Origin of the sequence: Prevotella sp. oral taxon 299 str. F0039 (genome assembly GCF_000163055.2) — a bacterium.
Taxonomy (GTDB): domain Bacteria; phylum Bacteroidota; class Bacteroidia; order Bacteroidales; family Bacteroidaceae; genus Prevotella.
In genome coordinates this window covers 444,057-470,221 of the sequence record NC_022124.1, presented here as the reverse complement: position 1 = coordinate 470,221, position 26,165 = coordinate 444,057, and the positions used below count along the sequence as shown (strand labels likewise).

Genomic DNA, 26,165 nt, shown 5'->3' with positions numbered 1-26,165 from the left:
ATCCACCTAGGAAAAATATTACTTTAGATTGTTTCATAAAACGAGTATAATAGCGTGTTTAGAGTGTAAAGATTGCTATTTATTTTGTTTTTATAAGTATCTTTGTAAGTGTTTTTTCAGAATACTACTGTTATACATCAATAAACTAACCAAATATGTAATTTTGTTGAGTTTTATGGTGCTTATGGTATGATATTTGATGCTTTTCTTATCAAGAAATAAAATAACATAGAAGATTAATTATGGATAAAAAGCAAATACCTGTTATAGGAATGTCTTGTTCTTCGTGCTCTGCGCATGTAGAAAAAAAGTTGCAATCATTAAAAGGGATCAAAACTGCTTCAGTTTCGTTACCAATGCGTAGTGCTTCTGTTGAATATAACCCCGAAATAATTACTCCTGAGGATATGAAAAAGGAAATTCAAGCCTTGGGATATGATTTGATTTTAGATGAAGAAAAGTCGGTAACGGAGATTGAAAATAGAGCTTATAAGTCGTTAGTAAATAAAACTATAGCTTCGTGGGTGCTGTCTATTTTGTCAATGGCAGTGTCTATGTCGTGGATTTCTATTGGAGATAAGAGTGCCACCTTGCAAGTGTTGTTCATTATCTCATTAATAAATATATTATATTGTGGAAGACAATTCTACATTGTTGCAATAAAACAGTTATTGCATAGATCTGCCAATATGGACACGCTCATTGCTTTAAGTACATTTATAGCATTCTCTTTTAGTGCTTTAGTCACCTTTGGAGCATCTACAAACACCTTCTTATCTCATTTAAATGGACATGTTTACTATGATGCTTCGGTAATGATTATCACCTTTGCACTTACTGGTAGAGTGTTAGAAGAGCGTGCCAAGAAAAGTACTTCTACTGCCATTCGTTCTCTATTAGGTTTAACTCCTAAAGTAGCACATGTGGTAGATGATGGTAAAATCATTGACGTTCCCTTGTCAACACTGCAACGAGGAGATATTATTGAGGTGCGAATGGGAGAGAAGGTACCCGTAGATGGTGTTATTACAGAGTTAAAAACACCCGAAGTGTTTATTGATGAGAGTATGATAACGGGTGAACCTATTGCTGTATCGAAAGGAATTAAAGATAAATTGCTTGCTGGAACAATGAATAAAAAAGGAACATTGTTATTTAAAGCACAACAAGTGGGCGAGAAAACAATGCTTGCAAACATTATAAAAATGGTGCAAGAGGCTCAAAACTCAAAAGCCCCTGTTCAACGAATTGTTGACAAAATTGCATTGATTTTCGTTCCTATAGTTCTTTGTTTGGCACTCATAACATTCCTTGTGTGGTACTTTATTGGTGGACCTGACATGCTAGCAAATGCCATTTTGGCAGCAGTTGCAGTGTTAGTGATTGCTTGTCCGTGTGCAATGGGACTTGCAACGCCTACCGCTTTGATGGTTGGAATAGGTAAAGCTGCAGAAAATAGTATTTTAATAAAAGATGCAACAGCCTTAGAGAATATTAAGAATATCAATGCAATAGTTATCGATAAGACGGGAACATTAACCATTCCTAATCCTGATGTCGATTTCACTCAATCTTCAAACCTCTCTTTTGAAGAAAGAGAATCGTTAAAGCCTCATGCAAAAGAAGCGATGGAGCAATTACAAGGCATGGATATTGAAGTGCACATGATGACGGGTGATAATGATGAGGCAGCGCAATATTGGGCAAATAAAGCTGGTATTAAGCATTTTAAGAGTAAAGTATTGCCTCAAGATAAAGAAACATTGGTTCGTAGTTTGCAACAAGAAGGAAAGAAGGTGGCAATGATTGGTGATGGAATAAACGACAGTCAGGCTCTTGCTGCCGCTGATGTTAGTATTGCAATGGGCAAAGGAACAGACATAGCAATAGACATAGCACAAGCAACTTTGATGGGAACAGACTTGAGAAAAATTGTTAGTGTCATAACGCTTTCAAAGAAAACGGTGGCAACAATACATCAAAATTTGTTTTGGGCATTCATTTATAACCTTGTATGTATACCACTTGCTGCGGGCGTACCCTTGCTCTTTGGTTTGCATTTCGTTATTACTCCAATGTGGGCAAGTGCGCTAATGGCATTGTCTAGTTGTAGTGTTGTACTTAATAGTTTGCGATTAAAGAGTGTACACCTTTAATGATTAGATAATAAAAGAAGATTGTTCTTATTAAAATGCTTTCTCTTTTACACTAGAATATCAATAAAAAGTCCCCCAAATAAATGGTTTGGGGGACTTTTATTAATAGGACTTGTCTAATATTGATGATGTTTATTCCTTTGTATATTTGCCATTCTTTAATTCTTCTGCAATGAAAGGCGATGTAAATCCGTTTTTGTTTTTAGCCACTTCTTCAGGAGTTCCGCTTGCAAGGACATAGCCTCCGTTGCGTCCTCCCTCTGGTCCCATATCAATAATGTGGTCTGCTAATTTGATTACGTCAAGGTTATGCTCAATAACAAGTACTGTATTTCCTTTATCAACAAGCTTTTGTAGCACTTCCATTAATATTCTAATGTCTTCAAAATGCAAACCAGTTGTAGGCTCATCAAGGATAAACAAAGTCTTTCCAGTATCCTTCTTACTGAGTTCTGTCGCAAGTTTTACACGTTGGCTTTCACCTCCTGAAAGAGTTGTTGAAGGTTGACCTAATTTAATATAGCCCAATCCCACATCTTGAATGGTTTTTATTTTGTGTAGAATACTTGGTACATTCTCAAAGAATTCTACCGCTTGATTGATGGTCATATCAAGTACATCGGCAATACTTTTACCTTTATAGCGAACCGCAAGTGTTTCTCTGTTGTAGCGTTTACCATGACAAACTTCGCAAGGAACGAGTACATCAGGTAAGAAGTTCATTTCTATTGTTTTATAACCATTTCCTCCACAGGTCTCACAGCGTCCTCCTTTTACATTAAAAGAGAATCTACCTGGTTTATAACCCCTTATCTTTGCTTCAGGAAGATTGACAAAAAGGGCTCTAATATCACTGAATACGCCTGTATAAGTGGCAGGATTACTGCGTGGAGTTTTGCCCAATGGGGATTGATCTACAGTGACAACCTTATCTACATTCTCAAGTCCTTCAATGCTTTTATAAGGCATTGGCTTTTTAAGAGAGTTGTAGAAATGTTGTGATAAGATGGGTTGAAGGGTTTCATTTACAAGAGTAGACTTACCAGAACCAGAGACACCAGTTACAAGAATGAGCTTTCCTAATGGGAATTCTACATCTACATTTTTTAGATTGTTACCGCTTGCTCCATGTAATACAATACTTTTCCCATTACCTTTTCTGCGTTTAGATGGGATCTCAATATTCAGTTCGCCATTTAAATAGCCAGAAGTAATGGTGTTTTTCTTGAGCATATTAGATACATCTCCTTGGTAAACGACCTCTCCTCCCTTTCTTCCTGCACGTGGACCGATATCGATTACATAATCAGAATGAAGTATCATGTCCTTATCATGTTCAACAACTATAACCGTATTTCCGATGTCTCTTAATTCTTTTAGGGATTTAATTAGTCGCTCATTATCTCGTTGATGAAGTCCAATACTAGGTTCATCAAGAATATAAAGCACATTAACAAGTTGTGAACCAATTTGAGTCGCAAGGCGAATTCGTTGACTTTCACCTCCCGAAAGAGATACCGATTGTCTGTTTAAAGAAAGGTAATCTAATCCTACATCCAATAAAAATGAGACACGAGTTCTTATCTCTTTAATTATTTCTCGTGCGATAGTTTCTTGTTTTTTATCTAGATGTTGATTTAAACTATCTAGCCATTCTTTTAATTCTGAAATATCTAAGTTCGCAACTTCTGCAATATTCTTATCCGCAATGCGATAAAATAGCGATTCTTTCTTTAAACGCATACCATCACAAATGTTACATTTTGTGGTGGCTAAGAACTGATCTGCCCATTTCTTTCCAGTAGAACTCTCATCACTATCTATTACTGTTTGAAGATATTTAATGATACCATCAAAAGGTATAAAGTAGTCAGACGAAGTCTTAACGATATCTTTTGAAATTCTAATATGCTCCAAAGAACCATATAATATCTCATCAATTGCTTCTTGAGGAATATCTTTAAAAGGAGTTTTTAAATTGACATCATATTTCTGAAGCAATGAATTGATTTGCCAAAATATCATCTGATTCTTGTATTTCCCTAAAGGGCTAATAGCTCCTTCGTGAATACTTAGCTCTGAATTGGGTATTACTTTTTTCAAAGAAATTTCATTAACACGTCCTAATCCTTTACAATGTGGACACGCACCTTCAGGTGAATTGAATGAGAAAATGTTTGGAGCTGGCTCGCCATACGATATTCCAGAGATAGGGTCCATTAGTTTTTTAGAGAAGTTTCTCACATCTCCTGTTTCCTTATCTATAATCATCACGACGCCATCACCTTGTTTTAAGGCTAACCGAATGCTGTTTTTTATACGTTCAAAGTCCTTCTCTTTTACTTGAAGTTTATCGATAATCACTTCAATATTATGATTCTTATAGCGATCAACTTTCATTCCTCGCTTTATTTCTTCAATCTCTCCATCTATTCGTATATTAAGAAATCCCTTCTTTCTCATACTCTCAAAGAGCTCACGATAATGTCCTTTACGTTGTCTTACAAGTGGTGATAGAATATAAATACCTTTATTTAGATATTCAGTTAGAATCATTTCCAGAATCTTTTCTTCTGTATATTTTACCATTTTTTCGCCTGAAATATAGCTAAAAGCAGTTCCTGCCCTTGCATAAAGCAAGCGAAGAAAGTCGTAAATTTCGGTTGTAGTTCCTACAGTTGAACGTGGGTTCTTGTTTGTTGTCTTTTGTTCTATACTGATAACAGGACTCAATCCTGTTATTTTATCAACATCTGGACGTTCCATATTGCCTAAGAAATTTCTCGCATAAGCAGAGAAAGTCTCTATATATCTTCGTTGTCCTTCTGCAAATATTGTGTCAAATGCCAATGAAGACTTACCAGACCCAGACAAACCTGTAATGACAGTGAGTTTGTTTCTTGGTATTTCTACATCTATATTTTTAAGATTATGCACTCTTGCACCCCACACATTTATCTTATCGTCTTCTCTATTCATTCTTAAATATTGTCATTATTACTTACGTATTTATTTACTATAAAATCACTTTATGGCAGTGTAGGGCCACTTGTTTCAGTGTACTCTCTTAGTAAATTTATATCTTTCTTGATTTTATATTTATATCCATCAGCTCCTTGAGCCTCTACTAATACAAAGTAAACACCTGCTTTTACATCTTTACCTCTATATTTCCCATCCCAACCTTGTGAGGGATCAGACCATTCAAACACCTTTTGTCCAAATCTATTAAATATAATCGCTCTGAAAGAAACAATACTTCTATAACCTTCTTTGGCTTTATATATATCATTTATTCCGTCGCCGTTAGGAGAAAATGCATTAGGCATTTCAAGCTTACTTGTAGATATTGATATCTTAAAAGGAACATTATTCCCCCAGTATTCTTTAGCATATGCAATGGTGTCATTATTTTTTGTGAAGGTTGCATATAATATAACATTGTGCGTTCCTGATTTAGTAAATGTATAACCCGTATTTTCCTCATATCTAATAAGATAAGGAGAATTACTTCCTTCTTCACTAAATATCCATTTATAGTGCGCGTCCCAACCAAGAGTTTGACTACTATTAGCTTTAAACTCTACAGTTAAGGGTGCAGATCCTTGATAAGATTCAATATGTTCTCGTTCCCCATTATCTTTAACAATTATTGCTTCTGGATTGATACTTGGAGCAGTTTGAGCACATATGAAGTTGAAGCAAAAACAGAAGAAAACAACAAGTATTTTATATTTATAAATCATTATTCATACATATATTTATGCAAAAATAATCAATAAAGTTGATTTTGCTATCTTTTTTTTTGTATTTTTGCGCTATACAAAATAAGGACACGCTGTATGAACAAACTCCTCAAATATTTATTTTCATTACTTTTAATAGGTTTATCTTCCCCTCTATTTGCTCAAGGTAGCAAGTTTAGAGACATGTATCAGGTAAAGAAAAAAGATACGATATATGGTATTGCTAAAATGTATGGCTTAACTATTGATGAATTAGTAAGGGCTAATCCAGAGATGACCCAACCTGATTATGTCCTTAAGAATAATTCATATATTATAATTCCTTTTCATCAAGAGGAAATAGTTACAGCACAAGTAAAAGATAATAACAATACGCCTAAAATTCAAACTGTTGCAACTTCAAATAAAAACATAACTATTGGAGTGATGCTTCCATTACATAACAATGATGGAGATGGCAGAAGAATGCTTGAATACTATCGAGGTATACTTATGGCATGCGATAGTTTGAAACTTCAAAACATATCTATTCAGATAAATGCATGGAATGTAGATATCAATGCAGATATAAAGCAATTGCTTTCAGAGCCTAAAATAGAAAAGTGTGATGTCATTTTTGGTCCTCTATATACTAAGCAAGTGAAACCTCTTGCAGATTATTGTAAGGCAAAAAAAATAAGACTTGTTATTCCTTTCTCTATAACGGGAAATGAAGTTGAAACCAATTCACAGATATTCCAAATATATCAAAACAATTCATTTTTCAATGAGAAGTCAATAGAAGTATTCCTCTCAAAATTCAAATCATATCATCCTATTTTCATTGATTGTAATGATACATCCAGTGATAAAGGTATATTCACATTTGGATTACGTAAAAAATTAGAAGAGCAAGGTATTAGTTATGGCATAACCAATTTGAAGTCAAGCCTTGATATGTTTTCTAATGTATTTAGTTCAATCAAACCTAATATTGTAATTCTTAACACTGCACGTTCTCCTGAACTTAATTCTGCCTTGGCAAAGTTAGATGCTTTATTAGCAAAAAGAAGCGATTTGAAGATTTCTATTTGGGGATATACAGAATGGTTGATGTATACTAAGGTTTATTCAGATTATTTTTTTAAGTACGATACCTATATTCCTACAACATTTTTCTTCAATCCTTGGCAGACAACTACACGTGGATTAGAAGCAAATTATAAACGTTGGTTTAATACAGATATGCAACAAGCCCTACCTCGTTTTGCTATAATGGGATACGATCACGCACAATTTTTTATTAATGGAATTGTGAAATATGGAAAAAGCTTTACAGGCACTATAACTGAAAATAGCTATAAAGCAGTTCAAACACCACTACATTTCAAACGTATTAGCAATGTAGGTGGATTGCAGAATACCAATTTTATGATTGTGCACTATTTAAATAATCGTACCATCCAAACCATAAATTATTAAGAGATGCATTTAAAAAGAATTTTGTTCTTTGTTGCCTTATTATCTTATTTCATTGCCTCTAAAGCACAGATAGGAAAACACCGCAATGATTTATTACTGGGTGTTAATAGTGGCTTTGTCATGAGTAGAGTGAATTTTATGCCTATTATAACACAAAGTCAGTATCCAGGATTTACTGGAGGCTTATCTGTTAAGTATGTTTCAGAAAGATATTTCAATACAATATGCTCTATTTATGGTGAAATAAACTATTCTTTGATTGGCTGGAAAGAAAACATTCGTGATATAAATCGTCAACCAGTTATTAATTCAGTGACATCAATTCCCGAAGAATATCAACGCAATTTAGGATATATTCAGATTCCTATTTTCGCCCATTTGGCATGGGGAAAAGAATATAAAGGAGCACAATTCTTCCTTAATTTAGGACCACAATTTGGCTTTCTTGTTAACGAATCAACAACAAAAAACTTCGATTTTAATCAAAGAAACATTCAAGATAGGGTTAATCAAACTATAGCACAAGACACCTTAAGTGTTGAACATAAATTCGATTATGGCATCGCTGCAGGTTTAGGTCTCGAGTATATTGTTCCTAAAGTAGGTCATTTCTTATTAGAAGGGCGTTATTACTATGGATTGGGGAATATCTTTGGAGATAGAAAGAAAGATTATTTCTCACGCTCTAATATCGGTAATATTGTTATAAAAATCACTTATTTATTTGATATAACCAAAACTAAAAAATAATAATAACTATGTTTGAAAATCAACCGAAAGGACTTTTTGCCTTAGCTTTGGCAAACACTGGCGAGCGATTTGGATATTACACCATGCTTGCTATCTTTGTACTTTTCTTGCAAGCAAACTTTGGATTCTCTTCAGGCCTTGCAGGAAACATCTATGGTATCTTCTTGGCTGCAGTTTATTTTCTACCATTTGTCGGCGGAATTCTTGCCGATAAGTTTGGTTATGGAAAGATGGTTACTCTTGGAATCGTTGTAATGTTCCTGGGGTATATATTACTTTCTTTGCCATTAGGTACCACAACAGTTGCAGCTATTGCAATGTTTGCAGCTCTAGCAATGATTGCTTTAGGTACAGGACTCTTTAAAGGTAACTTACAAGTCATGGTGGGTAATCTATATGATGACCCTAAGTATGCAGAGAAAAGAGATTCTGCTTTCTCTATTTTCTATATGGCTATCAATATTGGTGCGTTGTTTGCTCCAAGTACAGCAGAAGCAATTATGGACTTTGTTCAAAAGAACTATGGAACAAGCGAGCAAGATTCTTACCATGCTGCCTTTGCGGTTGCATGTATTTCACTCATCGTTTCTATGGCAATTTATTATGCTTTCCGCCGTACTTTCAAACACGTTGAAGGGGGAAAGAAAAATACTACTGTACAAGCTGTTCAAAAAGAGAATGAAGTTGAAATCTCTAAAGAAGAAACAAAGGCACGTATTCAGGCACTTGTCCTTGTGTTTGCTGTAGTTATCTTCTTTTGGATGGCATTCCATCAGAATGGACTTACCCTAACTTTATTTGCAAAAGAGTTTACAACAAAGAATGTAACAGGTCTTCAAGGTATGGTATTCAATGTTTGGAATCTTGTTGCTTGTGTATTTATTGTTTACTCTTTGTTTAGTTTATTTCAATCAAAAACAAGGAAAGGAAAACTCATTTCAGCTTTAGTTTGTCTTCTTTCTGTAGAATTCTTGGTATACGAATACTTCAAAGCTGGTGATGTTGAGTTCAAAGCCTCAATCTTCCAACAATTCAACCCATTCTTTGTTATTGCGCTCACTCCTGTTGCAATGGGTGTATTTGGTTGGCTTGCAAAACTTGGTAAAGAACCTTCTGCACCACGTAAAATTGCTTATGGTATGCTTGTTGCAGCTTTAGGATTCTTAATTATGTTTGTAGGTTCAATGAACTTGTTAAGTCCTGTAGAGCAAACTGCAGCAGTAGAAGCAGGTACTGCTAGCTTTGTTTCACCAAATTGGCTTATTTCTACTTATCTAGTTCTTACCTTTGGAGAGCTCCTATTGTCTCCAATCGGAATCAGCTTTGTATCTAAAGTGGCTCCGCCTAAGTATAAAGGAATGATGATGGGTGGTTGGTTTGTGGCAACTGCAATTGGAAACTATCTAACAAGTATTCCTGCATTGCTTTGGGAAAAGACCTCTCTAACCGTTATTTGGGGTGTTCTTATTCTCCTTTGCTTCATCTCATTCATCTTTATCATGCTTATTATGAAACGTCTAGAAAAGGTTTCAAAATAATACAATTAAAAGTATCTTAATAAAAAAAAGCGACTAGTCTTTATACAGACTTAGTCGCTTTTTCATTATTTAATTGTATCCTTTTAGCATATAATAATGTACTTTTGTATACAACGAAGAGTACTATCCTAAAAAGTGTAGCTGCTTTTATTTCAGCAAGTTCTGTTATAAAAAACGATAAAATATACACTCAGGTAAATATTCTAATTCTTTCTCAAAATAAAACGAGTAGATGTTCTATTCATATCATCTACTCGTTTAGTTTTTTTATAAATATAATTTCTTTAGAAATTATTATCATCAATCATTTCGAATCCACAATAAGGCACAAGAACCTTTGGAACTCTGATACCTTTAGATGTTTGGTTGTTCTCTAAGATTGCTGCAACAATACGAGGAAGCGCAAGTGCAGAACCATTTAGAGTGTGACAAAGTTCAATCTTCTTATCTTCAGTATGACGATAGCGACACTTTAAGCGATTTGCTTGATAGCTTTCGAAATTAGATACTGATGAGACTTCAAGCCAACGTTGTTGTGCTGCACTCCAAACTTCAAAGTCGAAGCAGATAGCAGAAGTGAAACTCATATCTCCACCACATAGTTTTAAGATGCGGTAAGGCAGCTCTAGCTTCTTACATAACCCTTCAACATGAACCAACATCTCTTTTAACGATTCGTAAGAGTGCTCTGGTTTGTCAATACGAACAATCTCTACCTTGTCAAATTGATGTAAACGGTTTAGTCCACGTACATCTTTTCCATACGAACCTGCCTCTCTTCTAAAGCAAGCTGAATAAGCACAACGCTTAATAGGCAAATCCTTTTCATCTAGAATAACATCTCTAAAGATATTAGTTACAGGTACTTCAGCTGTTGGAATAAGATATAAATTATCTAATTGAGCATGATACATTTGACCTTCTTTATCGGGCAACTGACCTGTTCCGTATCCACTTGCTTGATTAACTACGTATGGTGGTTGCACTTCTAGATAACCACTCTTTCGTGCTTCTTCAAGGAAGAAAGCCTCAAGAGCACGTTGTAAGCGTGCCATCTTACCAATATAGAAAGGGAAACCTGCACCAGTTACCTTTACACCAAGGTCAAAATCAATTAAATTATATTTCTTTGCAAGATCCCAATGACATAATGCATCTTCAGTAAGGTTAGGCTTTTCTCCTCCTTCTACTACAACAACATTATCAGAAGCATCACATCCTTCTGGAACATCTTCATTTGCAATGTTTGGGATAGAGCATAAAAGCTCTGTTAATTCGTTTTCTGCAGACTCCATTTCTTCTTGCAATTGCTTGTCAAGAACTTTAAGACTAGCAACTTTAGATTTTATTTCTTCTGCCTCTTCTTTCTTTCCTTCTTTCATAAGAAGGCCCACTTGCTTCGATATAGTATTTGCTTCTTGTTTATTCTTATCAAGCTTTTGTTGAGCTTCTTTTCTCTTTTTATCTATACCGATAACGTTATCTATGGCTTCACGAGCACCTTTAAAGTGCTTTTTCTCTAAGCCTTTTATTACGCGTTCAGTCTCCTCTGTTATGAGTTTTAATGTAAGCATAATTTATATTGTTTATTAAGTAAAATTCAATCTATAGGCAAAATTACAAAAATAATTTGTCACATACAAAATATACAATATGTTTATAACAACATAAAACCAGCTATTCGAATATGAAAGCACATATATTATTTCGTTCCAAGATACAAAAATATCATTCCGATAATGATAAATAGTAAGTCGAAGAATTTTCCTTTTAGATTCTTTTCTCGTAGAATAAACGCACCAAAGGCAAAACTTACGATAACACTTCCTCTGCGAACCATGGACATTATCGATATCATTGCACCTTCAAGGCTTAGCGAATAGAAATAAACAAAGTCGGCAAGACAAAGAAAGATGCTTATTCCTATTATATAATAGTTCCACTTAAAGGACGCAACCTTATGCCTAAAAGGATACCAAAGAAATAAAAACACCAACAACATCCACATCATTTGGTAGATATTGAACCAACTTTGCACCACCATTTTATCTAAACCCAATCCTCCTGAGCTAACTGGTGCCATGAGATACTTATCGTATAATCCACTAATAGCTCCCAATATAGCAGCTAAAACAAGGAAATATATCCATTTGTCATGCTTAAAATTGATTCCTTCTTTATGTCCTGTTCTACTTAAAAAGATAAAAGAACAGATGGCCAAACTCACTCCTATCCATTGATAAATATTCAAATGCTCTCCATAAACAAATATTGCTCCAAGTAAAACCAATACAGGTCGTGTGGCATTAATAGGTCCAACTATAGTAAGGGGCAGGTGTTTCATAGAGAAATAACCAAACACCCAAGACGAAAGAACTATGATACTTTTAAGAAAAATATACTTATGCTGTTCAATACCAATAGTTGGAACATAAAAAAGACTACCATCTAACATATTGGTAAAAGCAGAAAGCAGAATGAAAGGAATAAAAATAAGCGAAGAAAAGATGGTGTTTAGCAACAATACAGGAATGACAGCATTATCGCTTAACGCCTTCTTCTTAAACACATCATACACCCCTAAGAATGTAGCAGATATAAATGCACCTAATAACCACATATTAATATTCAACCTTTTCTAGAAATAAAGCATGAGCAGGCATACTCTCTCCTGCCCCAATTCTTTTCCTTTGATCAACAATATTCTTAAATTCTTCGATAGTAATCTTATGTTGTCCCACCTCAACCAAGGTTCCAACAACAGCTCTAACCATGTTTCTTAAAAAACGATTAGCTTTAATTACAAAGTGCCAATGAGTGTCATCATCTTGAATCCATTGTGCTTTTGTAACATTACACAATGTTGTTTTAGCATCAGAATGACTTTTACAAAAAGCTTCAAAGTCTTCTACTTCTAGAAGATAACGTGCCGCTTCGTTCATCAAAGTAAAGTCTAAATCTCGATAATAACTATAAGAATAGTTTCTTACAAATGGGTCTTTACCTTTATGTACATAATAATGATAGGTTCTCCACGTTGCACTAAAACGTGCGTGCATATCTTCTGCAACAGGTTTGATAGCAAACACAACAATATCAGGAGGCAATAAACGATTGAGTTTACCGCTTAACAATTCTGCATCAAAGACTATTTCAGTAGAAATATCAAAGTGAGCAACCATAGAACGTGCATGAACTCCAGTATCAGTACGCCCTGCCCCCACCACATTTATATTGCAACGCAATATCAAAGATAGTGCTTTTTGCAATTCTTCTTGCACTGTATTTCCATTAGGTTGTATCTGCCAACCATGATAATTGGTACCATCATAAGCGAAATAAATAAAATATCGTTGCATAGTTGAAAGTCTAATAAATTTTCAGAACTCTTTCTTTGTTTTTTTTGTTGTTTTACATTCCAATAGCAAAAGCATTGTTATTAGGTGCCAAAAGTATTACTATTGTATCGCAAAAGCATTGCTTTTATACTACAAAAAGAATACTATTACTATCTTAATCGATATAATTTAAAAGATATCGTGCAATTACTTTATCATAACCATACACGTCGGGATAATCTCGCATCACTCCTTTTTCATCTGGATAAAGCGTGTAATAGGTTATAAATAAAGGTACAGAAGGTTTTAACGACTTTGAGTTGATGAGTCGCTTTCTATCAATTTTGTTCTCTAAGCAATCTTTTTCGTTGTTTCTTGAATCAGTTTTCATATCAACCGTTGTTGAATATATTAATTTATCTATCAGTGCTTCTTCTTTATCTTGTAAAAGAAAAATCGCCAGTTCCAAAGGCTTCTCTACACGAATGCAGCCATGCGATACACCTCTATCAAATCTACTGAAAGCCTCTCGTGAAGATGTATCGTGAAGATAAACAGAAAAATTATTAGGGAACCGAAACACAATACGCCCCAATGCGTTTCCTTCTCCACCTCGTTGGACTACCTTATATGCTCCACTTAATAACATATCTGGAGTCACTTCAGAAATATCAATTTCTTTTCCCGTAGCAACATGACGAATAAAATAACTATGCGAGTCAAAGTAATGTCTGTTTCCTAATTGAGAAATAATTTGCTTTTTAACTATACTCAGTGGTATAATCCATTGAGGATTTATATCCATTCTTTCTATTGTGCTATTCAATAATGGTGTTTTGGTAGACAATGCCCCACATGCAACACGCATTGAAAAAACACTATCCTCATCTACTGCCTGCAAATAAAATGAAGGAACATTTACCAAGACATATTTCTTATGCAACTCAGGGTAATCATTGTGACGCCATCTACAGCGTTCCATATTTACTAAAACCTTCATTTTTGAAATTCTTGTAGAAGTTTTTCTTAAAAGAAACTGAAAGTTTTTAAACAGTGAACGATTAGTTTTAAGCTTTTGAAAAAAAGATTGTAGGGAATCATTGGTAACAGAAGCAACAAGCTGATTCACAAATAAAGTATCAACACTTTCTGTATGTATATCATAAAGCCGTTGATAGTTCTTTACTCCATTCTTTGTTTCTGCAGTATCAAGTCGATTCAATATGTAGCTAGGAGTAACGTAACCAAATCGCTCTCCTATAGCATATCTAAAGAGAGCTTTTGTTAAACTATATTCAATTCGAGCTAGAATCTTACTTATACTCTCTCCTTCTTCAATTGAAAGGGTTTGAATTTTCTTTATATCTTTCTTGATCTCTTTATTAATAAACTTATTAGGAGAAAAACCTATAGATGTTAACCTTTCTATAGAATCAATAAGTAAGGCTGAAGATGGGTTTATTCCTTCTTTAGAAATCCAAAGATATTCCTTCTTAGTTCTATAATAGTTACGAGTTAAATAATCAGCAACCAACGAATCTTTATCGTCATTTACCAATTCTTTTATTGAGCGTCTAACTCTTGACTTACTTATCTTAAATTTTAATAATGAAAAGTCTTTAAAGTCTTTATCAATACTTAAAAGAACCTTATCTTGAGTATTACCATTACAACTAATAAGGGCAACAGCAATATAAATAAATAAATAAAAATATATGAATGATTTCAACGCTAGAAAAGAGATATCTATTTTACAGATATTTTACGAACAATTTTTCCGATTTTAACGATGTAAACACCTTTAGGAAGTGGCAAATCAAAACGTTTATCCATTCCGTCTACCTTAAAATTCAATATACATATACCTGCAACATTATATACTTGAAGCGTCTGTCCGTTTGCTCCTGATACATGTAATGTATTCTCTATCATTGCAATAGATGGTGCAGAGTTATCTTGTTCGAGAGATTCTATATTAAAAGATACTGCTGCTCTAGAAGTCATTGACATAACTCCGAGAACCAAAAATAATAAAAAGCATATCTTTTTCATCATATCTCTAGAATTTTTAAATTTCTATTTATATTCTAATTTACATCAATGATAAACACAATAGAAATAATTATATACTTCAATGCCTTATCATTCTTTTCACAAAGTTACACTATTTCTTCAATAATTAGAAATAGAACTTTTGTTTATCTCACAATTTTTAAATTATTTAATACTTACAATCATACCCTCATTAGATAATATTGAGTTAGGAAATACCTTCTTTGCCTCATCTAAAAGGATTGTTTCATTAGCATAACGTGAACTGTAATGTCCTAAAAGGAGCTGCTTTGCATCTGCATCTCTAGCCACCATTGCTGCCTGTTCAGCTGTACTATGGAAATATTTCTCAGCATAATTAGCATGCTCATTTGCATAAGTGCTTTCATGATAAAGCAAAGTTACATTCTTAATCATCTTATGCAATTCGGGTAAATACTTTGTATCACTGCAGTAAGCATATGACCGTGCAGGATCAGCAGGAAAGGTTAAGCGAGCATTTGACACTACTTCTCCATCTTCTGTAACCCAATCTTCTCCCTGTTTAATAGCATTTATCTTGTAATGAGGAATGTTATAAAAATCTATCATATCACGCTTTATATGCGCCAAGGTCTGCTTTTCTTTAAAAAGAAAACCACTACAACTGATTCGGTGATCTAAGGGTATCGACTCAATTGTAAGACTTCTATCATCATATATCACAGTATTTACTGTTGTATCTACCCCATTAAAGACCACGTCAAAGGTTAATCCTTTGCAAAAGAAGTTCATTTGAGCTTTAAAAAGATTTTCATACTCTTTGGGAGCATATACATATAAAGGTGCAGTTCTTCCCAACATTCCAAATGTTGAGATTAATCCTATAAGTCCAAAACAATGATCTCCATGTAAGTGAGAAATAAGAATCGCTCCAATCTTCATAAAATTGACATGAGATTTTCTGAGTTGTATTTGAGCACATTCGCCACAATCAACCATAAAGAACTTTCCTCTTATCTCTACAATTTGACAAGAAGCACTATGCAGAAGCGTTGGTAATGCACTTCCACAACCTAAGATATGGACATTAAATGTTTCCAAACCAATTATTGTTTTTTATTCTCTTTGCGTTTATAAACAAAGATTCCATGCGGATTTTCCAACACGAGTGAATCGGGACCAAGTATATTTACTTGGAAAGAATCACGACCTAGAAGAAGTTTTCCGTTAAATATCTTCCAAACTTTCCAATCATTTTTTTCTACAGGCTGATAGGTGTGAATAGCTCCCCCTTCTTCTATTTCAAAGTCTTTGTCTATACTATTCCATCTACCTAATAACGTTGTTAGATTCAATACTTCTGTAGCCTGAAACTCTCCATCTATATTTCGACCAATAACAGCCATTCTATCGCCTACCAATAATCCACCTCTTAAACCCATATTAGCTTGCTCGTTATTGTCCATCAATATACAATCAATAGAATCTCCCGAGTCGGTTATAAGCTGCAAGTTGTGCATACCTGTTCCTTCTCCACATATTCCATAGAGTGTTGAATCTGCATTAAGACTATTATCGATAGAATCAGCTTCATTGAAAGACATTTTTTTAGTCTTTTCTTTACAAGAAAATATGGTAAAAGACGAGACAAGTAAGATTCCGATCAGGGTGATAAACTTTAACTGTTTCATATCTATTATTTATATAATATCTTATAATCTTTATTGACCTTTTAATTCTTTAGATTTCGCTTCATTCCAAAGCGCATCCATTTCAGCTAGAGTCATATCTTTCAAAGCAACTCCTTTCTCTTTTGCACTTTGCTCAATATAATTAAAACGGTGTATAAACTTGCGATTACTTTGCTCTAAAGCATCATCAGGATTAATGCCATACAGTCTTGCAACATTAATCATACTAAAGAAGAAATCACCAAATTCGCTTGTAGATTTCTCTTTATCTTCTTTGCTTAACTCAAGCTTTAGCTCCTCTAACTCTTCATAAACCTTATCCCAAGCATCTTCTTTTTGCTCCCAATCAAAGCCTACGTTTCTTGCTTTGTCTTGTATTCTATAAGCTTTTATCAAACTTGGAAGAGAAGAAGGGACACCAGACAAGACGGTTTTATTGCCATCTTTTTCCTTAAGTTTTATCTGTTCCCATGTTTGAAGAATACTTTCTACACTCTTAGAAGGATCTGGTTCTCCATAAATATGAGGATGACGAAATTTCAATTTCTCTACTTCTTTATTACAAACGTCAGCAATATCAAATTGTTTCTTTTCGTTGGCAATAACAGAATAGAATAAAACATGTAGTAAAACATCGCCTAATTCTTTACAAATGTTATGAGAATCGTCGTTCAAAAGCGCATCACATAGTTCGTATACTTCCTCTATTGTATTGGTTCGTAAGGTACAATTTGTCTGTTTTTTGTCCCAAGGACATTTCTCTCTCAGTTCATCTAAAACATCTAACAAACGTCCAAAGGCTTCTAGTTTTTCCACTCTTGTATGCATACCTATAGTATTATTTTAGACAAAAGTAATCATTTTCCACTTAAAAATAGTAAATTTGCAATGTTTTTTATACTAGAACGAAATCATAGAACAACATATATGGAATTAGCAAGTAAATACGATTCGAAAGAAGTAGAATCGAAATGGTATCAATATTGGCTTGATAATAAGCTTTTCTCAAGTAAACCTGACAGCAGAGAACCCTACACTGTTGTTATACCTCCACCCAATGTTACTGGTGTTTTGCATATGGGTCATATGCTTAACAACACTATCCAAGACATTCTTGTGCGTAGAGCAAGAATGGAAGGCAAGAATGCTTGCTGGGTTCCAGGTACAGACCACGCCTCTATTGCTACTGAAGCTAAAGTAGTAAACAGACTTGCTCAACAAGGAATAAAAAAGACTGACATCACAAGAGATGAGTTCTTGGGTCACGCTTGGGATTGGACTAAAGAACACGGAGGCATTATTCTAAAACAATTGCGTAAACTTGGAGCTAGTTGTGATTGGGATAGAACTGCCTTTACCATGGATGATGAACGCTCAAAGAGTGTCATTAAGGTTTTCTGTGACTTGTATAATAAAGGTCTTATTTATCGTGGTGTGCGCATGGTGAATTGGGATCCAAAGGCACAAACAGCACTAAGCGATGAAGAGGTGATATACAAAGAAGAGAAATCTAAATTGTATTACCTTAAATATATGGTTGTTGAAGAACCAGGGAAATATGCTATCGTAGCAACAACTCGCCCTGAAACAATTATGGGTGACACCGCAATGTGTATTAATCCAAACGACCCTAAGAACACATGTCTTAAAGGTAAGCACGTAATTGTACCTCTTGTAAATCGTGAGATACCTGTCATTGAAGACGACTATGTTGATATTGAATTCGGAACAGGTTGTTTAAAGGTTACACCTGCACACGATATTAATGACTATAACTTAGGAATTAAACACCATCTTGATACTATTGATATCTTTAACGACAACGGAACAATCTCTGAAGCTGCAGGAATGTACGTTGGACAAGATAGAATGGACGTTAGAAAGCAAATTGCTCAAGACCTAACAGATGCAGGTTTAATGGAGAAAATTGAAGACTATACTAATAAGGTAGGATGCTCTGAAAGAACAAACGTGCCCATTGAACCTAAATTATCTACACAATGGTTCCTTTCAATGCAGCACTTTGCAGACATGGCACTGCCTCCTGTTATGGACGATAACATTCAATTCTATCCACAAAAATATAAGAATACTTACCGCCATTGGCTCGAAAACATCAAAGATTGGTGTATTTCTCGTCAGCTTTGGTGGGGACATCGCATTCCAGCTTACTACTTTGAGATAGAAGGAAAACGTGATTTTGTTGTGGCAGAATCTATTGAAGATGCATTAAAACAAATCGAAAATAAATACAATACCACATTAACAGAAAACCAACTTTCACAAGATGAAGACTGCCTTGATACTTGGTTCTCATCTTGGTTGTGGCCTATTTCTGTATTTAATGGTATCAACGATCCTGATAATGCAGAGCTAAAATATTACTATCCAACAAGTGTTCTTGTTACAGGACCAGACATTATCTTCTTCTGGGTTGCCAGAATGATTATGGCAGGATATGAATACAAGCACGAAATGCCATTCAAGAGCGTTTACTTTACAGGTATTGTTCGAGACAAGTTGGGTAGAAAGATGAGTAAGAGTCTTGGAAACTCACCCGATCCTCTTGATCTTATTGAACAATATGGTGCTGATGGTGTGCGCATGGGAATGATGTTATCTGCTCCAGCTGGTAACGATATTCTTTTCGATGAGACTCTTTGTGAACAAGGAAGAAATTTCAATAACAAGATATGGAATGCGTTCCGACTCATCAAAGGCTGGTCTACTTCTGAGGAAGAACAACCCGCAACCAATGCAATTGCAGTGAAATGGTTCGAAGCTAAGCTTCGCCAAGCAAACCAAGAGCTTAACGATCTCTTCTCTAAATATAGAATATCAGAAGCCTTAATGGTTGTTTATAAATTATTCTGGGACGAGTTCTCAAGTTGGTATCTTGAAATGATTAAGCCAAGTTATGGTTCTCCTATCGACAAGAAGACATTTGAAGCTACCCTACAATTCTTCGAAACACTTCTAAAAATGTTGCATCCATTCATGCCTTTCATTACAGAAGAGTTATGGCAACACATCTACACAAGAGAAGAAGGTCAATCAATTATGTGCGAAAAGCTTACTCTTGATGCTTTTTCTACAGAAGATAGCCATCTAATTGACGAGATTGAAAACGTTAAACTCATTGTAACCAACATTAGAGCGGTGCGTAATCAAAAGAATATCTCGCCTAAAGTAGAACTAGAGTTACACACCATTTCTCAAAACAGATATGCTACCTATAATTCTGTTATTAAGAAAATGGCTAACCTCAACAACGTTGTTGAAGTTAAAGAAAAGGCTGCTAATTGCGCATTATTTATGATTGGAACAGACGAATTTGCTATTCCTGTTGGCGATATGGTTGACCATGAGGCTGAACTTGCGAAACAAGAAGCTCAACTTAAGCATCTAGAAGGATTTCTTGCAGGTATTCAAAAGAAGCTATCCAACGAAAAGTTCGTAGCGAATGCTCCTGCGGAAGTGGTTGAACTCGAACAGAAAAAAGCAAAAGACTCTGAAGAAAAGATTGCAGCTCTTAAACAATCTATCGCAGAACTAAAACAAAAATAAGAATAAAAATGATGTTTGCTGTCTGTGTATAGCAACGACATCAAGAACCTATAAAACTCTCATAAAACCAGTAAACGGCAGGCATTTTAATATGCTCTGTCGTTTATTGATACTAAGTATTTCGGATAACAACACTAATAAACTCTATTTATGAACATAATTAAAAATACATATAAAGGTATATATGCTATCTTTCTTGCCTTATCTTTGGTTGCTTGTAACGACAATACTGAAGATGAAATGGTGAAGAAAGAGGGTAAAACTATTTTTGTTTATATGCCCTGGACTGCAAGTCCTACAAATAGTGCAAATAGCTTACACGACAACTTTATTCAAAATATTGAAGATATAAAGAGTGCAATATCAGAAGAAGGAGGATTGAGAAATAGTCGTTTGGTGATTTTTATCGATTCTTTAGCCCCCAAATACGGCACAATGTATGAGCTAAAATATCAGAATGGACTATTTATCAAGAATATATTAAAACAATATACTCCGCAAAACAGTACTTCATATACCACAGAACAAGGATTAACAACAATACTAAAAGATGTTGTTAGATTTGCTCCTGCTTCAAAATATTCAATGATTATTGGCTCACATGGTGTGGGTTGGCTTCCTGCAGAACCAACAACTCGCTCGAGAACTCGTTTCTTTGGAGGAACTACTCCAGAATACCAAACCAACATAAGCACTCTTGCAAATAGTATAAAGGCAACGGGTATAAAGATGCAATATATCATGTTCGATGATTGTTATATGTCGAATATCGAAACAGCATACGAATTACGTAATGTAACATCGTATCTCATTGGTTGCACTAGCGAGATTATGGCATACGGGATGCCTTATCATAAGATGTGGCAAGAATTATCTTCACTCAATCCCAATTACCAAACCATTACAAATATCTTCCACGATTTCTATTCAAACTACCAAGCTCCACAATACAACTGCGGTGCTATTGGTGTTACAAACTGCGAAAAGACGGAAGAAATGGCAAATCTCATGAAAGAGATTAATCAACAATTTACTTTCAATGTTGCCGACACCACTCATTTACAAAAGCTCGATGGATATAGCGGAACAATATTTTATGATATGAAGAGTTATGTAGATCGACTTTGCCCTGATACAAATTTAAAGAATCGTTTCAACAATATGCTTAATCAAGTAACTCCTTATCACGCATCAACTAATAGAATATACACTGCTATGGGCCAACTTGATTCGGAATATATTTACATCAATTCGTTCTCTGGAATAACAATTAGCGACCCTAATGAATCGCAAGTATATTCTGCAAAGACAACTAAAAGAACTACCAGTTGGTGGAAAGCCACTCATTAAGAAGTTAAGATAAAACAAAGTAACGATTATAATTCATTATAGAAAATAAATAAAAAGAGTTCTTTTCAACAATTAGTTGACAAAGAACTCTTTTCTTTTCTCATATCTTATTATCACTTTTGTTCCTTAGGATTTATCCCTATATATACATATTAGTAATAACTTAATAAAAAAAATATTATTATCTACATTTTAAGCAATTAAGCTACACCTTACATGTACACTATGAACGTGCTAGTTTTGCATTGACATTACTATATAAAAACATTGCTATTAGGTAATAATAACAATAATATTAGTAACCAAAAAGATCTCTTTTATAAAGCATATTTTCGCAAATAAAAGAAAGCGAACAATCTAACCAAAGAGAATTTAAGTGCTAATGCATTATCAATACACTGCTCCTAGCAAGTGATAGTATTCCTATTCATAGAATTTACATATCTTTATTAGCTCTCTTTCTTTCGTTATGGTCAAGAATAATCTTGCGCATTCTCATGTTTAAAGGAGTTACCTCAACATATTCATCCGCCTTGATATATTCCAAACATTCCTCTAAACTCATTACTGTTTTAGGAATAACACGAGCCTTATCATCGCTACCAGAAGCACGGACGTTAGTTAATTGTTTTGCTTTAGTTACATTGATAACCAAGTCATTATCGTGAACATGCTCACCAACGACTTGTCCGTAGTAAACATCTTCACCTGGATCGATAAAGAACTTACCACGATCTTGAAGCTTATCTAGTGAGTAAGCAAAGGCAGTTCCTGTTTCCATAACAATCATAGAACCATTAACTCGGCGAGTAATCTCACCTTTAAAAGGTTGATATTCTTTGAAACGGTGTGCCATAATAGCTTCTCCTTGACTTGCAGTAAGCACGTTTGTACGCAAACCAATAATACCTCTTGATGATATATCGAACTCAATATTTACACGATCGCCTTGACTTTCCATAGAAGTCATCTCACCTTTACGACGAGTAACCATGTCAATCATCTTACTTGCGAACTCTTCAGGAACGTTGATTGTTAGCTCTTCGATTGGTTCGTGCTTCACTCCGTTAATCTCTTTGTAAATAACTTGAGGCTGACCAACCTGTAGTTCGTATCCTTCACGACGCATCGTTTCAATTAAAACTGATAGGTGAAGCACACCACGTCCACTAACAATCCAGCTATCTGTACTGTCTTCAAATGGACGAACTCGTAGAGCCAGGTTCTTTTCAAGTTCCTTTTGAAGACGATCATTAATGTGTCTACTTGTTACAAACTTACCTTCTTTACCAAAGAAAGGACTATCATTAATTGTAAAGAGCATACTCATCGTAGGCTCGTCGATAGCCAATGGTGGAAGAGGTTCGGGGTTTTCAAAGTCAGCAATAGTATCTCCAATTTCAAATTTGTCAAGGCCTACTACTGCACAAATATCTCCAGAACTCACTTCTTCTGTCTTAGCGTGTCCCATTCCTTCAAAAGTTCTAAGCTCTTTAATCTTAGTTCTTTCCTTAGAACCATCTCTGTGACATATGGTTACATTCATTCCATCTTTTAAAGTACCGCGATGAACACGTCCAACAGCGATTCTTCCTGTATAATTAGAATAATCTAAAGAAGTAATAAGCATTTGAGGAGTTCCGTCAAGTTGCTTTGGAGCAGGTATGTGCTTAACAATTTCATCAAGAAGGTAATCTATATTGTCTGAAGATTGCTTCCAATCGGCAGCCATCCAACCATTTTTTGCACTTCCATACACAACAGGGAAATCTAATTGATCTTCAGTTGCGTTAAGAGAAAACATCAAATCAAAAACCATTTCGTAAACTTCTTCAGGTCTACAGTTTGGTTTATCTACCTTATTTACAACTACAATGGGTTTCAAACCAATCTCTAGAGCCTTTTGAAGAACAAATCTTGTTTGTGGCATTGGACCTTCAAAAGCATCTACAAGTAGAATACAACCGTCTGCCATATTCAATACTCGCTCTACTTCTCCACCAAAATCCGAGTGTCCTGGGGTATCTATAATATTAATTTTAGTGCCTTTCCAATTGATGGAAACATTCTTTGAAAGAATAGTTATACCTCTTTCACGCTCCAAATCGTTAGCATCTAAAATTTGATCACTGTTATCTTGTCCTTCTCTAAATAGCTTTCCGGCAAGCATCATCTTATCTACAAGAGTTGTCTTACCATGGTCTACGTGTGCAATAATTGCAATATTTCTTATATCCTGCATTGATTTTACCATATAAAATTCGTTGCAAAGGTAGTTATTTTAATCCATAATGGATAAAAAAAACACTTTTATTTGCTTGATTCTAAATAATTATCATTACCTTTGCAGTCGCATTTTACAAAATAACAAATTATTAATTAAAAGTTCTATGTATTTAGATCAAGCAAAAAAACAAGAAATCTTTGGACAATACGGAAAGTCTAACACTGATACTGGATCAGCAGAAAGCCAGATAGCATTGTTCTCATACCGTATTTCCCACTTGACGGAACATCTTAAAAAGAACCGTAAAGATTATACAACTGCACGTTCTTTGACAAAGTTAGTTGGTAAGCGTCGTGCTTTACTTGACTATCTTTATGACAGAGACATTGAACGTTATCGTGCAATTATCAAGGCTTTAGGTCTTCGTCGATAATCGTTCGTATTGCTTAAGCGCATTAAAGAGACTTTTTCTAGCTTCCTTTGGGAGCAGAAGAAGTCTCTTTTTTATGGATATAAATGAATAAATATAATAAAAACACTTTCAAAAAACTTCTAAAAGAAAATAAATAACTATCTTTATACACCAAATATGTTCTATTATACTTATTTTATGAAACAAACTAAAATAATATTTTTCCTTGGAGGATTGTCTTTATTGACTCAAAGTACCTATTCAAAAGTAAAGAATAAACCTAATATTATCTTTATAATGTGTGATGATATGGGATATGGTGATCTTGGATGCTACGGACAACCTTATATTTCTACCCCTAATATTGATAGGTTAGCAAAGAATGGAATGCGTTTCACACAAGCATACGCAGGAAGTCCTGTAAGTGCACCATCTCGTGCATCCCTAATGACAGGTCAACATACTGGTCATTGTGAAGTTCGTGGAAATAAAGAGTATTGGAAGAATGTTCCCAAAATAAAGTATCTTGATAATGAAGACTTTTCTGTTGTAGGACAACACCCTTACAATCCAGACCACATTATCTTGCCCGAAATAATGAAAGACAATGGCTATAATACTGGAATGTTTGGCAAATGGGCAGGCGGATACGAAGGTTCTTCATCAACACCGGATAAGCGAGGAGTTGATGAATTTTATGGTTTTATATGCCAATTTCAAGCTCATCTCTATTATCCAAATTTCTTAAACAGGTTTAGTAAGCAACTTGGAGATAAGGAAACCACAAGAGTTATTTTAGAAGAAAATATTAAATATCCGATGTTCGGGAAGGATTATTTTAAAAGACCACAATATTCTGCTGACTTAATCCATCAAAAAGCTCTTGAATGGATAAAGAATCAAAATAACAATAAGCCTTTCTTTGGCATTCTCACTTACACCCTACCACACGCAGAACTTGTGCAACCTGACGACTCTATCGTAGCTCATTATAAACAGAAGTTTTTTAATGACAAAACTTGGGGAGGTCAAGAAGACTCTAGATATAACCCGTCAGTATACACACATGCACAATTTGCAGCTATGATTACTCGTTTAGATGCGTATGTTGGAGAAATTATTGAGGTGCTAAAAAAACAGGGATTATACGAAAATACAATGGTTGTATTTACAAGTGACAATGGACCCCACGAAGAAGGAGGTGCAGATCCAACATTCTTTGGAAGAGATGGCAAACTAAGAGGATTAAAACGCCAATGCTATGAAGGTGGAATTAGAATTCCTTTTATTGTTAGCTATCCTAAAAAAGTTACCCCAAACACTATAAACGACCATCCATTTGCTTTCTATGATATTATGCCTACATTCTGTGAAATGATTGGAATCAAAGATGTTCAAAAGAAATATGGCAACAAAAAGCAAACTGATTATTTTGATGGAATATCTATTCTGCCTACTCTTTATGGAGAAAAAGAACAAAAGAAGCACGACTTTTTATATTGGGAATTTGATGAAACCAATCAAATTGGCGTGAGAATGAGCGACTGGAAGTTAGTGGTAAAAAATGGAAAACCTCATCTTTATAATCTAGCAAATGATATTCATGAAGATAAAGACATTGCCAGTATACATCCTGATATAGTAAAAAAAATGATAGATATCATTAAAAAAGAACACACCGACAATCCTTATTTTAGTGTAACTCTACCCTATTAAAGAAATTCAGGATATAAATTCAGCTGACAAATCAATGATTTTATACAATAAAAGTAATGCTTCTACATTGTAAAAGCATTACTTTTTCTTTAGAATAGCATTGTTATTTCTTCTAAAATACAATTCTTTATAAAAATAATTTAGTATATAAAGAGATTTAAGCCTATAAAAAGTTCCAA

The 26,165-nt window shown here is 34.6% G+C and carries 19 protein-coding genes; 8 read left to right on the top strand and 11 right to left on the bottom strand.

Annotated features, from left to right (window positions below; genetic code table 11):
* Window positions 1-242 precede the first annotated feature (242 nt).
* Complete coding sequence (locus HMPREF0669_RS01895) at window positions 243-2,156, top strand: cation-translocating P-type ATPase (protein ID WP_009228755.1); 1,914 nt, start codon at window positions 243-245, stop codon at window positions 2,154-2,156.
* 132 nt (window positions 2,157-2,288) lie between these two features.
* On the opposite strand, the gene uvrA is transcribed toward HMPREF0669_RS01895, so the two are convergent.
* Window positions 2,289-5,135: an excinuclease ABC subunit UvrA gene (gene uvrA / locus HMPREF0669_RS01890; RefSeq protein ID WP_009228756.1), complete on the bottom strand. Its 2,847-nt coding sequence runs from the start codon at window positions 5,133-5,135 to the stop codon at window positions 2,289-2,291.
* Window positions 5,136-5,185: 50 nt separating this feature from the next.
* A complete protein-coding gene (locus HMPREF0669_RS01885) occupies window positions 5,186-5,902 on the bottom strand; it encodes a gliding motility-associated C-terminal domain-containing protein (RefSeq protein ID WP_009228757.1) in 717 nt (238 codons plus the stop codon).
* A 96-nt stretch (window positions 5,903-5,998) separates the two neighbouring features.
* On the opposite strand from HMPREF0669_RS01885, the gene HMPREF0669_RS01880 reads away from it, so the two are divergent.
* From HMPREF0669_RS01880 to HMPREF0669_RS01870, 3 genes are read left to right on the top strand one after another with little or no spacing between them, the layout of a single operon-like run.
* Window positions 5,999-7,363 carry a LysM domain-containing protein gene (locus tag HMPREF0669_RS01880; RefSeq protein ID WP_009228758.1) on the top strand — a complete coding sequence of 455 codons (1,365 nt, stop codon included), beginning with the start codon at window positions 5,999-6,001 and terminating at the stop codon, window positions 7,361-7,363.
* 3 nt (window positions 7,364-7,366) lie between these two features.
* Window positions 7,367-8,113: a porin family protein gene (locus tag HMPREF0669_RS01875; protein WP_020967936.1), complete on the top strand. Its 747-nt coding sequence runs from the start codon at window positions 7,367-7,369 to the stop codon at window positions 8,111-8,113.
* 8 nt (window positions 8,114-8,121) lie between these two features.
* Window positions 8,122-9,651, top strand: a complete 1,530-nt coding sequence (locus HMPREF0669_RS01870) for a peptide MFS transporter (RefSeq protein ID WP_009228760.1) — start codon at window positions 8,122-8,124, stop codon at window positions 9,649-9,651.
* 284 nt (window positions 9,652-9,935) lie between these two features.
* Here the strand turns inward: HMPREF0669_RS01870 and serS are convergent, their stop codons facing one another.
* The 8 genes from serS to mazG form a co-directional block, all read right to left on the bottom strand.
* On the bottom strand, window positions 9,936-11,225 hold the full coding sequence (gene serS, locus HMPREF0669_RS01865; protein WP_009228761.1) for a serine--tRNA ligase: 1,290 nt from the start codon (window positions 11,223-11,225) through the stop codon (window positions 9,936-9,938).
* Between the two features lie 128 nt (window positions 11,226-11,353).
* Entirely contained in the window at window positions 11,354-12,271 is a 918-nt protein-coding gene (locus HMPREF0669_RS01860) for a DMT family transporter (RefSeq protein ID WP_009228762.1), read from the bottom strand.
* 1 nt (window position 12,272) lies between these two features.
* Window positions 12,273-13,010: a tRNA pseudouridine(38-40) synthase TruA gene (gene truA, locus HMPREF0669_RS01855; RefSeq protein WP_009228763.1), complete on the bottom strand. Its 738-nt coding sequence runs from the start codon at window positions 13,008-13,010 to the stop codon at window positions 12,273-12,275.
* 154 nt (window positions 13,011-13,164) lie between these two features.
* A complete protein-coding gene (locus HMPREF0669_RS01850) occupies window positions 13,165-14,718 on the bottom strand; it encodes a L,D-transpeptidase family protein (protein WP_020967935.1) in 1,554 nt (517 codons plus the stop codon).
* Window positions 14,719-14,735: 17 nt separating this feature from the next.
* Window positions 14,736-14,993: a T9SS type A sorting domain-containing protein gene (locus tag HMPREF0669_RS01845; RefSeq protein ID WP_232236442.1), complete on the bottom strand. Its 258-nt coding sequence runs from the start codon at window positions 14,991-14,993 to the stop codon at window positions 14,736-14,738.
* 213 nt (window positions 14,994-15,206) lie between these two features.
* A complete protein-coding gene (locus HMPREF0669_RS01840) occupies window positions 15,207-16,124 on the bottom strand; it encodes a ribonuclease Z (protein ID WP_009228766.1) in 918 nt (305 codons plus the stop codon).
* A 5-nt stretch (window positions 16,125-16,129) separates the two neighbouring features.
* Window positions 16,130-16,627 carry a lipocalin family protein gene (locus HMPREF0669_RS01835; RefSeq protein ID WP_232236441.1) on the bottom strand — a complete coding sequence of 166 codons (498 nt, stop codon included), beginning with the start codon at window positions 16,625-16,627 and terminating at the stop codon, window positions 16,130-16,132.
* A gap of 117 nt (window positions 16,628-16,744) precedes the next feature.
* Entirely contained in the window at window positions 16,745-17,542 is a 798-nt protein-coding gene (mazG, locus tag HMPREF0669_RS01830) for a nucleoside triphosphate pyrophosphohydrolase (RefSeq protein ID WP_009228768.1), read from the bottom strand.
* 99 nt (window positions 17,543-17,641) lie between these two features.
* Between mazG and HMPREF0669_RS01825 the strand changes: the two genes are divergently transcribed.
* Window positions 17,642-20,281, top strand: coding sequence for a valine--tRNA ligase (locus HMPREF0669_RS01825; RefSeq protein ID WP_009228769.1), 2,640 nt, complete (start codon window positions 17,642-17,644; stop codon window positions 20,279-20,281).
* Window positions 20,282-20,431: 150 nt separating this feature from the next.
* Complete coding sequence (locus HMPREF0669_RS01820) at window positions 20,432-21,631, top strand: clostripain-related cysteine peptidase (protein ID WP_009228770.1); 1,200 nt, start codon at window positions 20,432-20,434, stop codon at window positions 21,629-21,631.
* 436 nt (window positions 21,632-22,067) lie between these two features.
* Here HMPREF0669_RS01820 and typA read toward each other — a convergent pair whose 3' ends face one another.
* Complete coding sequence (gene typA / locus HMPREF0669_RS01815; protein WP_009228771.1) at window positions 22,068-23,873, bottom strand: translational GTPase TypA; 1,806 nt, start codon at window positions 23,871-23,873, stop codon at window positions 22,068-22,070.
* A 148-nt stretch (window positions 23,874-24,021) separates the two neighbouring features.
* Here typA and rpsO point away from each other — a divergent pair, with 148 nt between their 5' ends.
* Both rpsO and HMPREF0669_RS01805 read left to right on the top strand, forming a co-directional pair.
* Window positions 24,022-24,291, top strand: coding sequence for a 30S ribosomal protein S15 (rpsO, locus tag HMPREF0669_RS01810; RefSeq protein WP_009228772.1), 270 nt, complete (start codon window positions 24,022-24,024; stop codon window positions 24,289-24,291).
* Window positions 24,292-24,468: 177 nt separating this feature from the next.
* Window positions 24,469-25,986 (top strand): arylsulfatase, encoded by a 1,518-nt coding sequence (locus tag HMPREF0669_RS01805; protein WP_044045515.1) that lies wholly within the window; start codon window positions 24,469-24,471, stop codon window positions 25,984-25,986.
* Window positions 25,987-26,165 lie beyond the last annotated feature (179 nt).

Excerpts from the sequence above, each read along its gene's own strand:
- HMPREF0669_RS01895 (WP_009228755.1), top strand. The coding sequence starts at position 243 with ATGGATAAAAAGCAAATACCTGTTATAGGAATGTCTTGTTCTTCGTGC.
- uvrA (WP_009228756.1), bottom strand. The coding sequence starts at position 5,135 with ATGAATAGAGAAGACGATAAGATAAATGTGTGGGGTGCAAGAGTGCAT.
- HMPREF0669_RS01885 (WP_009228757.1), bottom strand. The coding sequence starts at position 5,902 with ATGATTTATAAATATAAAATACTTGTTGTTTTCTTCTGTTTTTGCTTC.
- HMPREF0669_RS01880 (WP_009228758.1), top strand. The coding sequence starts at position 5,999 with ATGAACAAACTCCTCAAATATTTATTTTCATTACTTTTAATAGGTTTA.
- HMPREF0669_RS01875 (WP_020967936.1), top strand. The coding sequence starts at position 7,367 with ATGCATTTAAAAAGAATTTTGTTCTTTGTTGCCTTATTATCTTATTTC.
- HMPREF0669_RS01870 (WP_009228760.1), top strand. The coding sequence starts at position 8,122 with ATGTTTGAAAATCAACCGAAAGGACTTTTTGCCTTAGCTTTGGCAAAC.
- serS (WP_009228761.1), bottom strand. The coding sequence starts at position 11,225 with ATGCTTACATTAAAACTCATAACAGAGGAGACTGAACGCGTAATAAAA.
- HMPREF0669_RS01860 (WP_009228762.1), bottom strand. The coding sequence starts at position 12,271 with ATGTGGTTATTAGGTGCATTTATATCTGCTACATTCTTAGGGGTGTAT.
- truA (WP_009228763.1), bottom strand. The coding sequence starts at position 13,010 with ATGCAACGATATTTTATTTATTTCGCTTATGATGGTACCAATTATCAT.
- HMPREF0669_RS01845 (WP_232236442.1), bottom strand. The coding sequence starts at position 14,993 with ATGACTTCTAGAGCAGCAGTATCTTTTAATATAGAATCTCTCGAACAA.
- HMPREF0669_RS01835 (WP_232236441.1), bottom strand. The coding sequence starts at position 16,627 with ATGTCTTTCAATGAAGCTGATTCTATCGATAATAGTCTTAATGCAGAT.
- mazG (WP_009228768.1), bottom strand. The coding sequence starts at position 17,542 with ATGCATACAAGAGTGGAAAAACTAGAAGCCTTTGGACGTTTGTTAGAT.
- HMPREF0669_RS01825 (WP_009228769.1), top strand. The coding sequence starts at position 17,642 with ATGGAATTAGCAAGTAAATACGATTCGAAAGAAGTAGAATCGAAATGG.
- HMPREF0669_RS01820 (WP_009228770.1), top strand. The coding sequence starts at position 20,432 with ATGAACATAATTAAAAATACATATAAAGGTATATATGCTATCTTTCTT.
- typA (WP_009228771.1), bottom strand. The coding sequence starts at position 23,873 with ATGCAGGATATAAGAAATATTGCAATTATTGCACACGTAGACCATGGT.
- rpsO (WP_009228772.1), top strand. The coding sequence starts at position 24,022 with ATGTATTTAGATCAAGCAAAAAAACAAGAAATCTTTGGACAATACGGA.
- HMPREF0669_RS01805 (WP_044045515.1), top strand. The coding sequence starts at position 24,469 with ATGAAACAAACTAAAATAATATTTTTCCTTGGAGGATTGTCTTTATTG.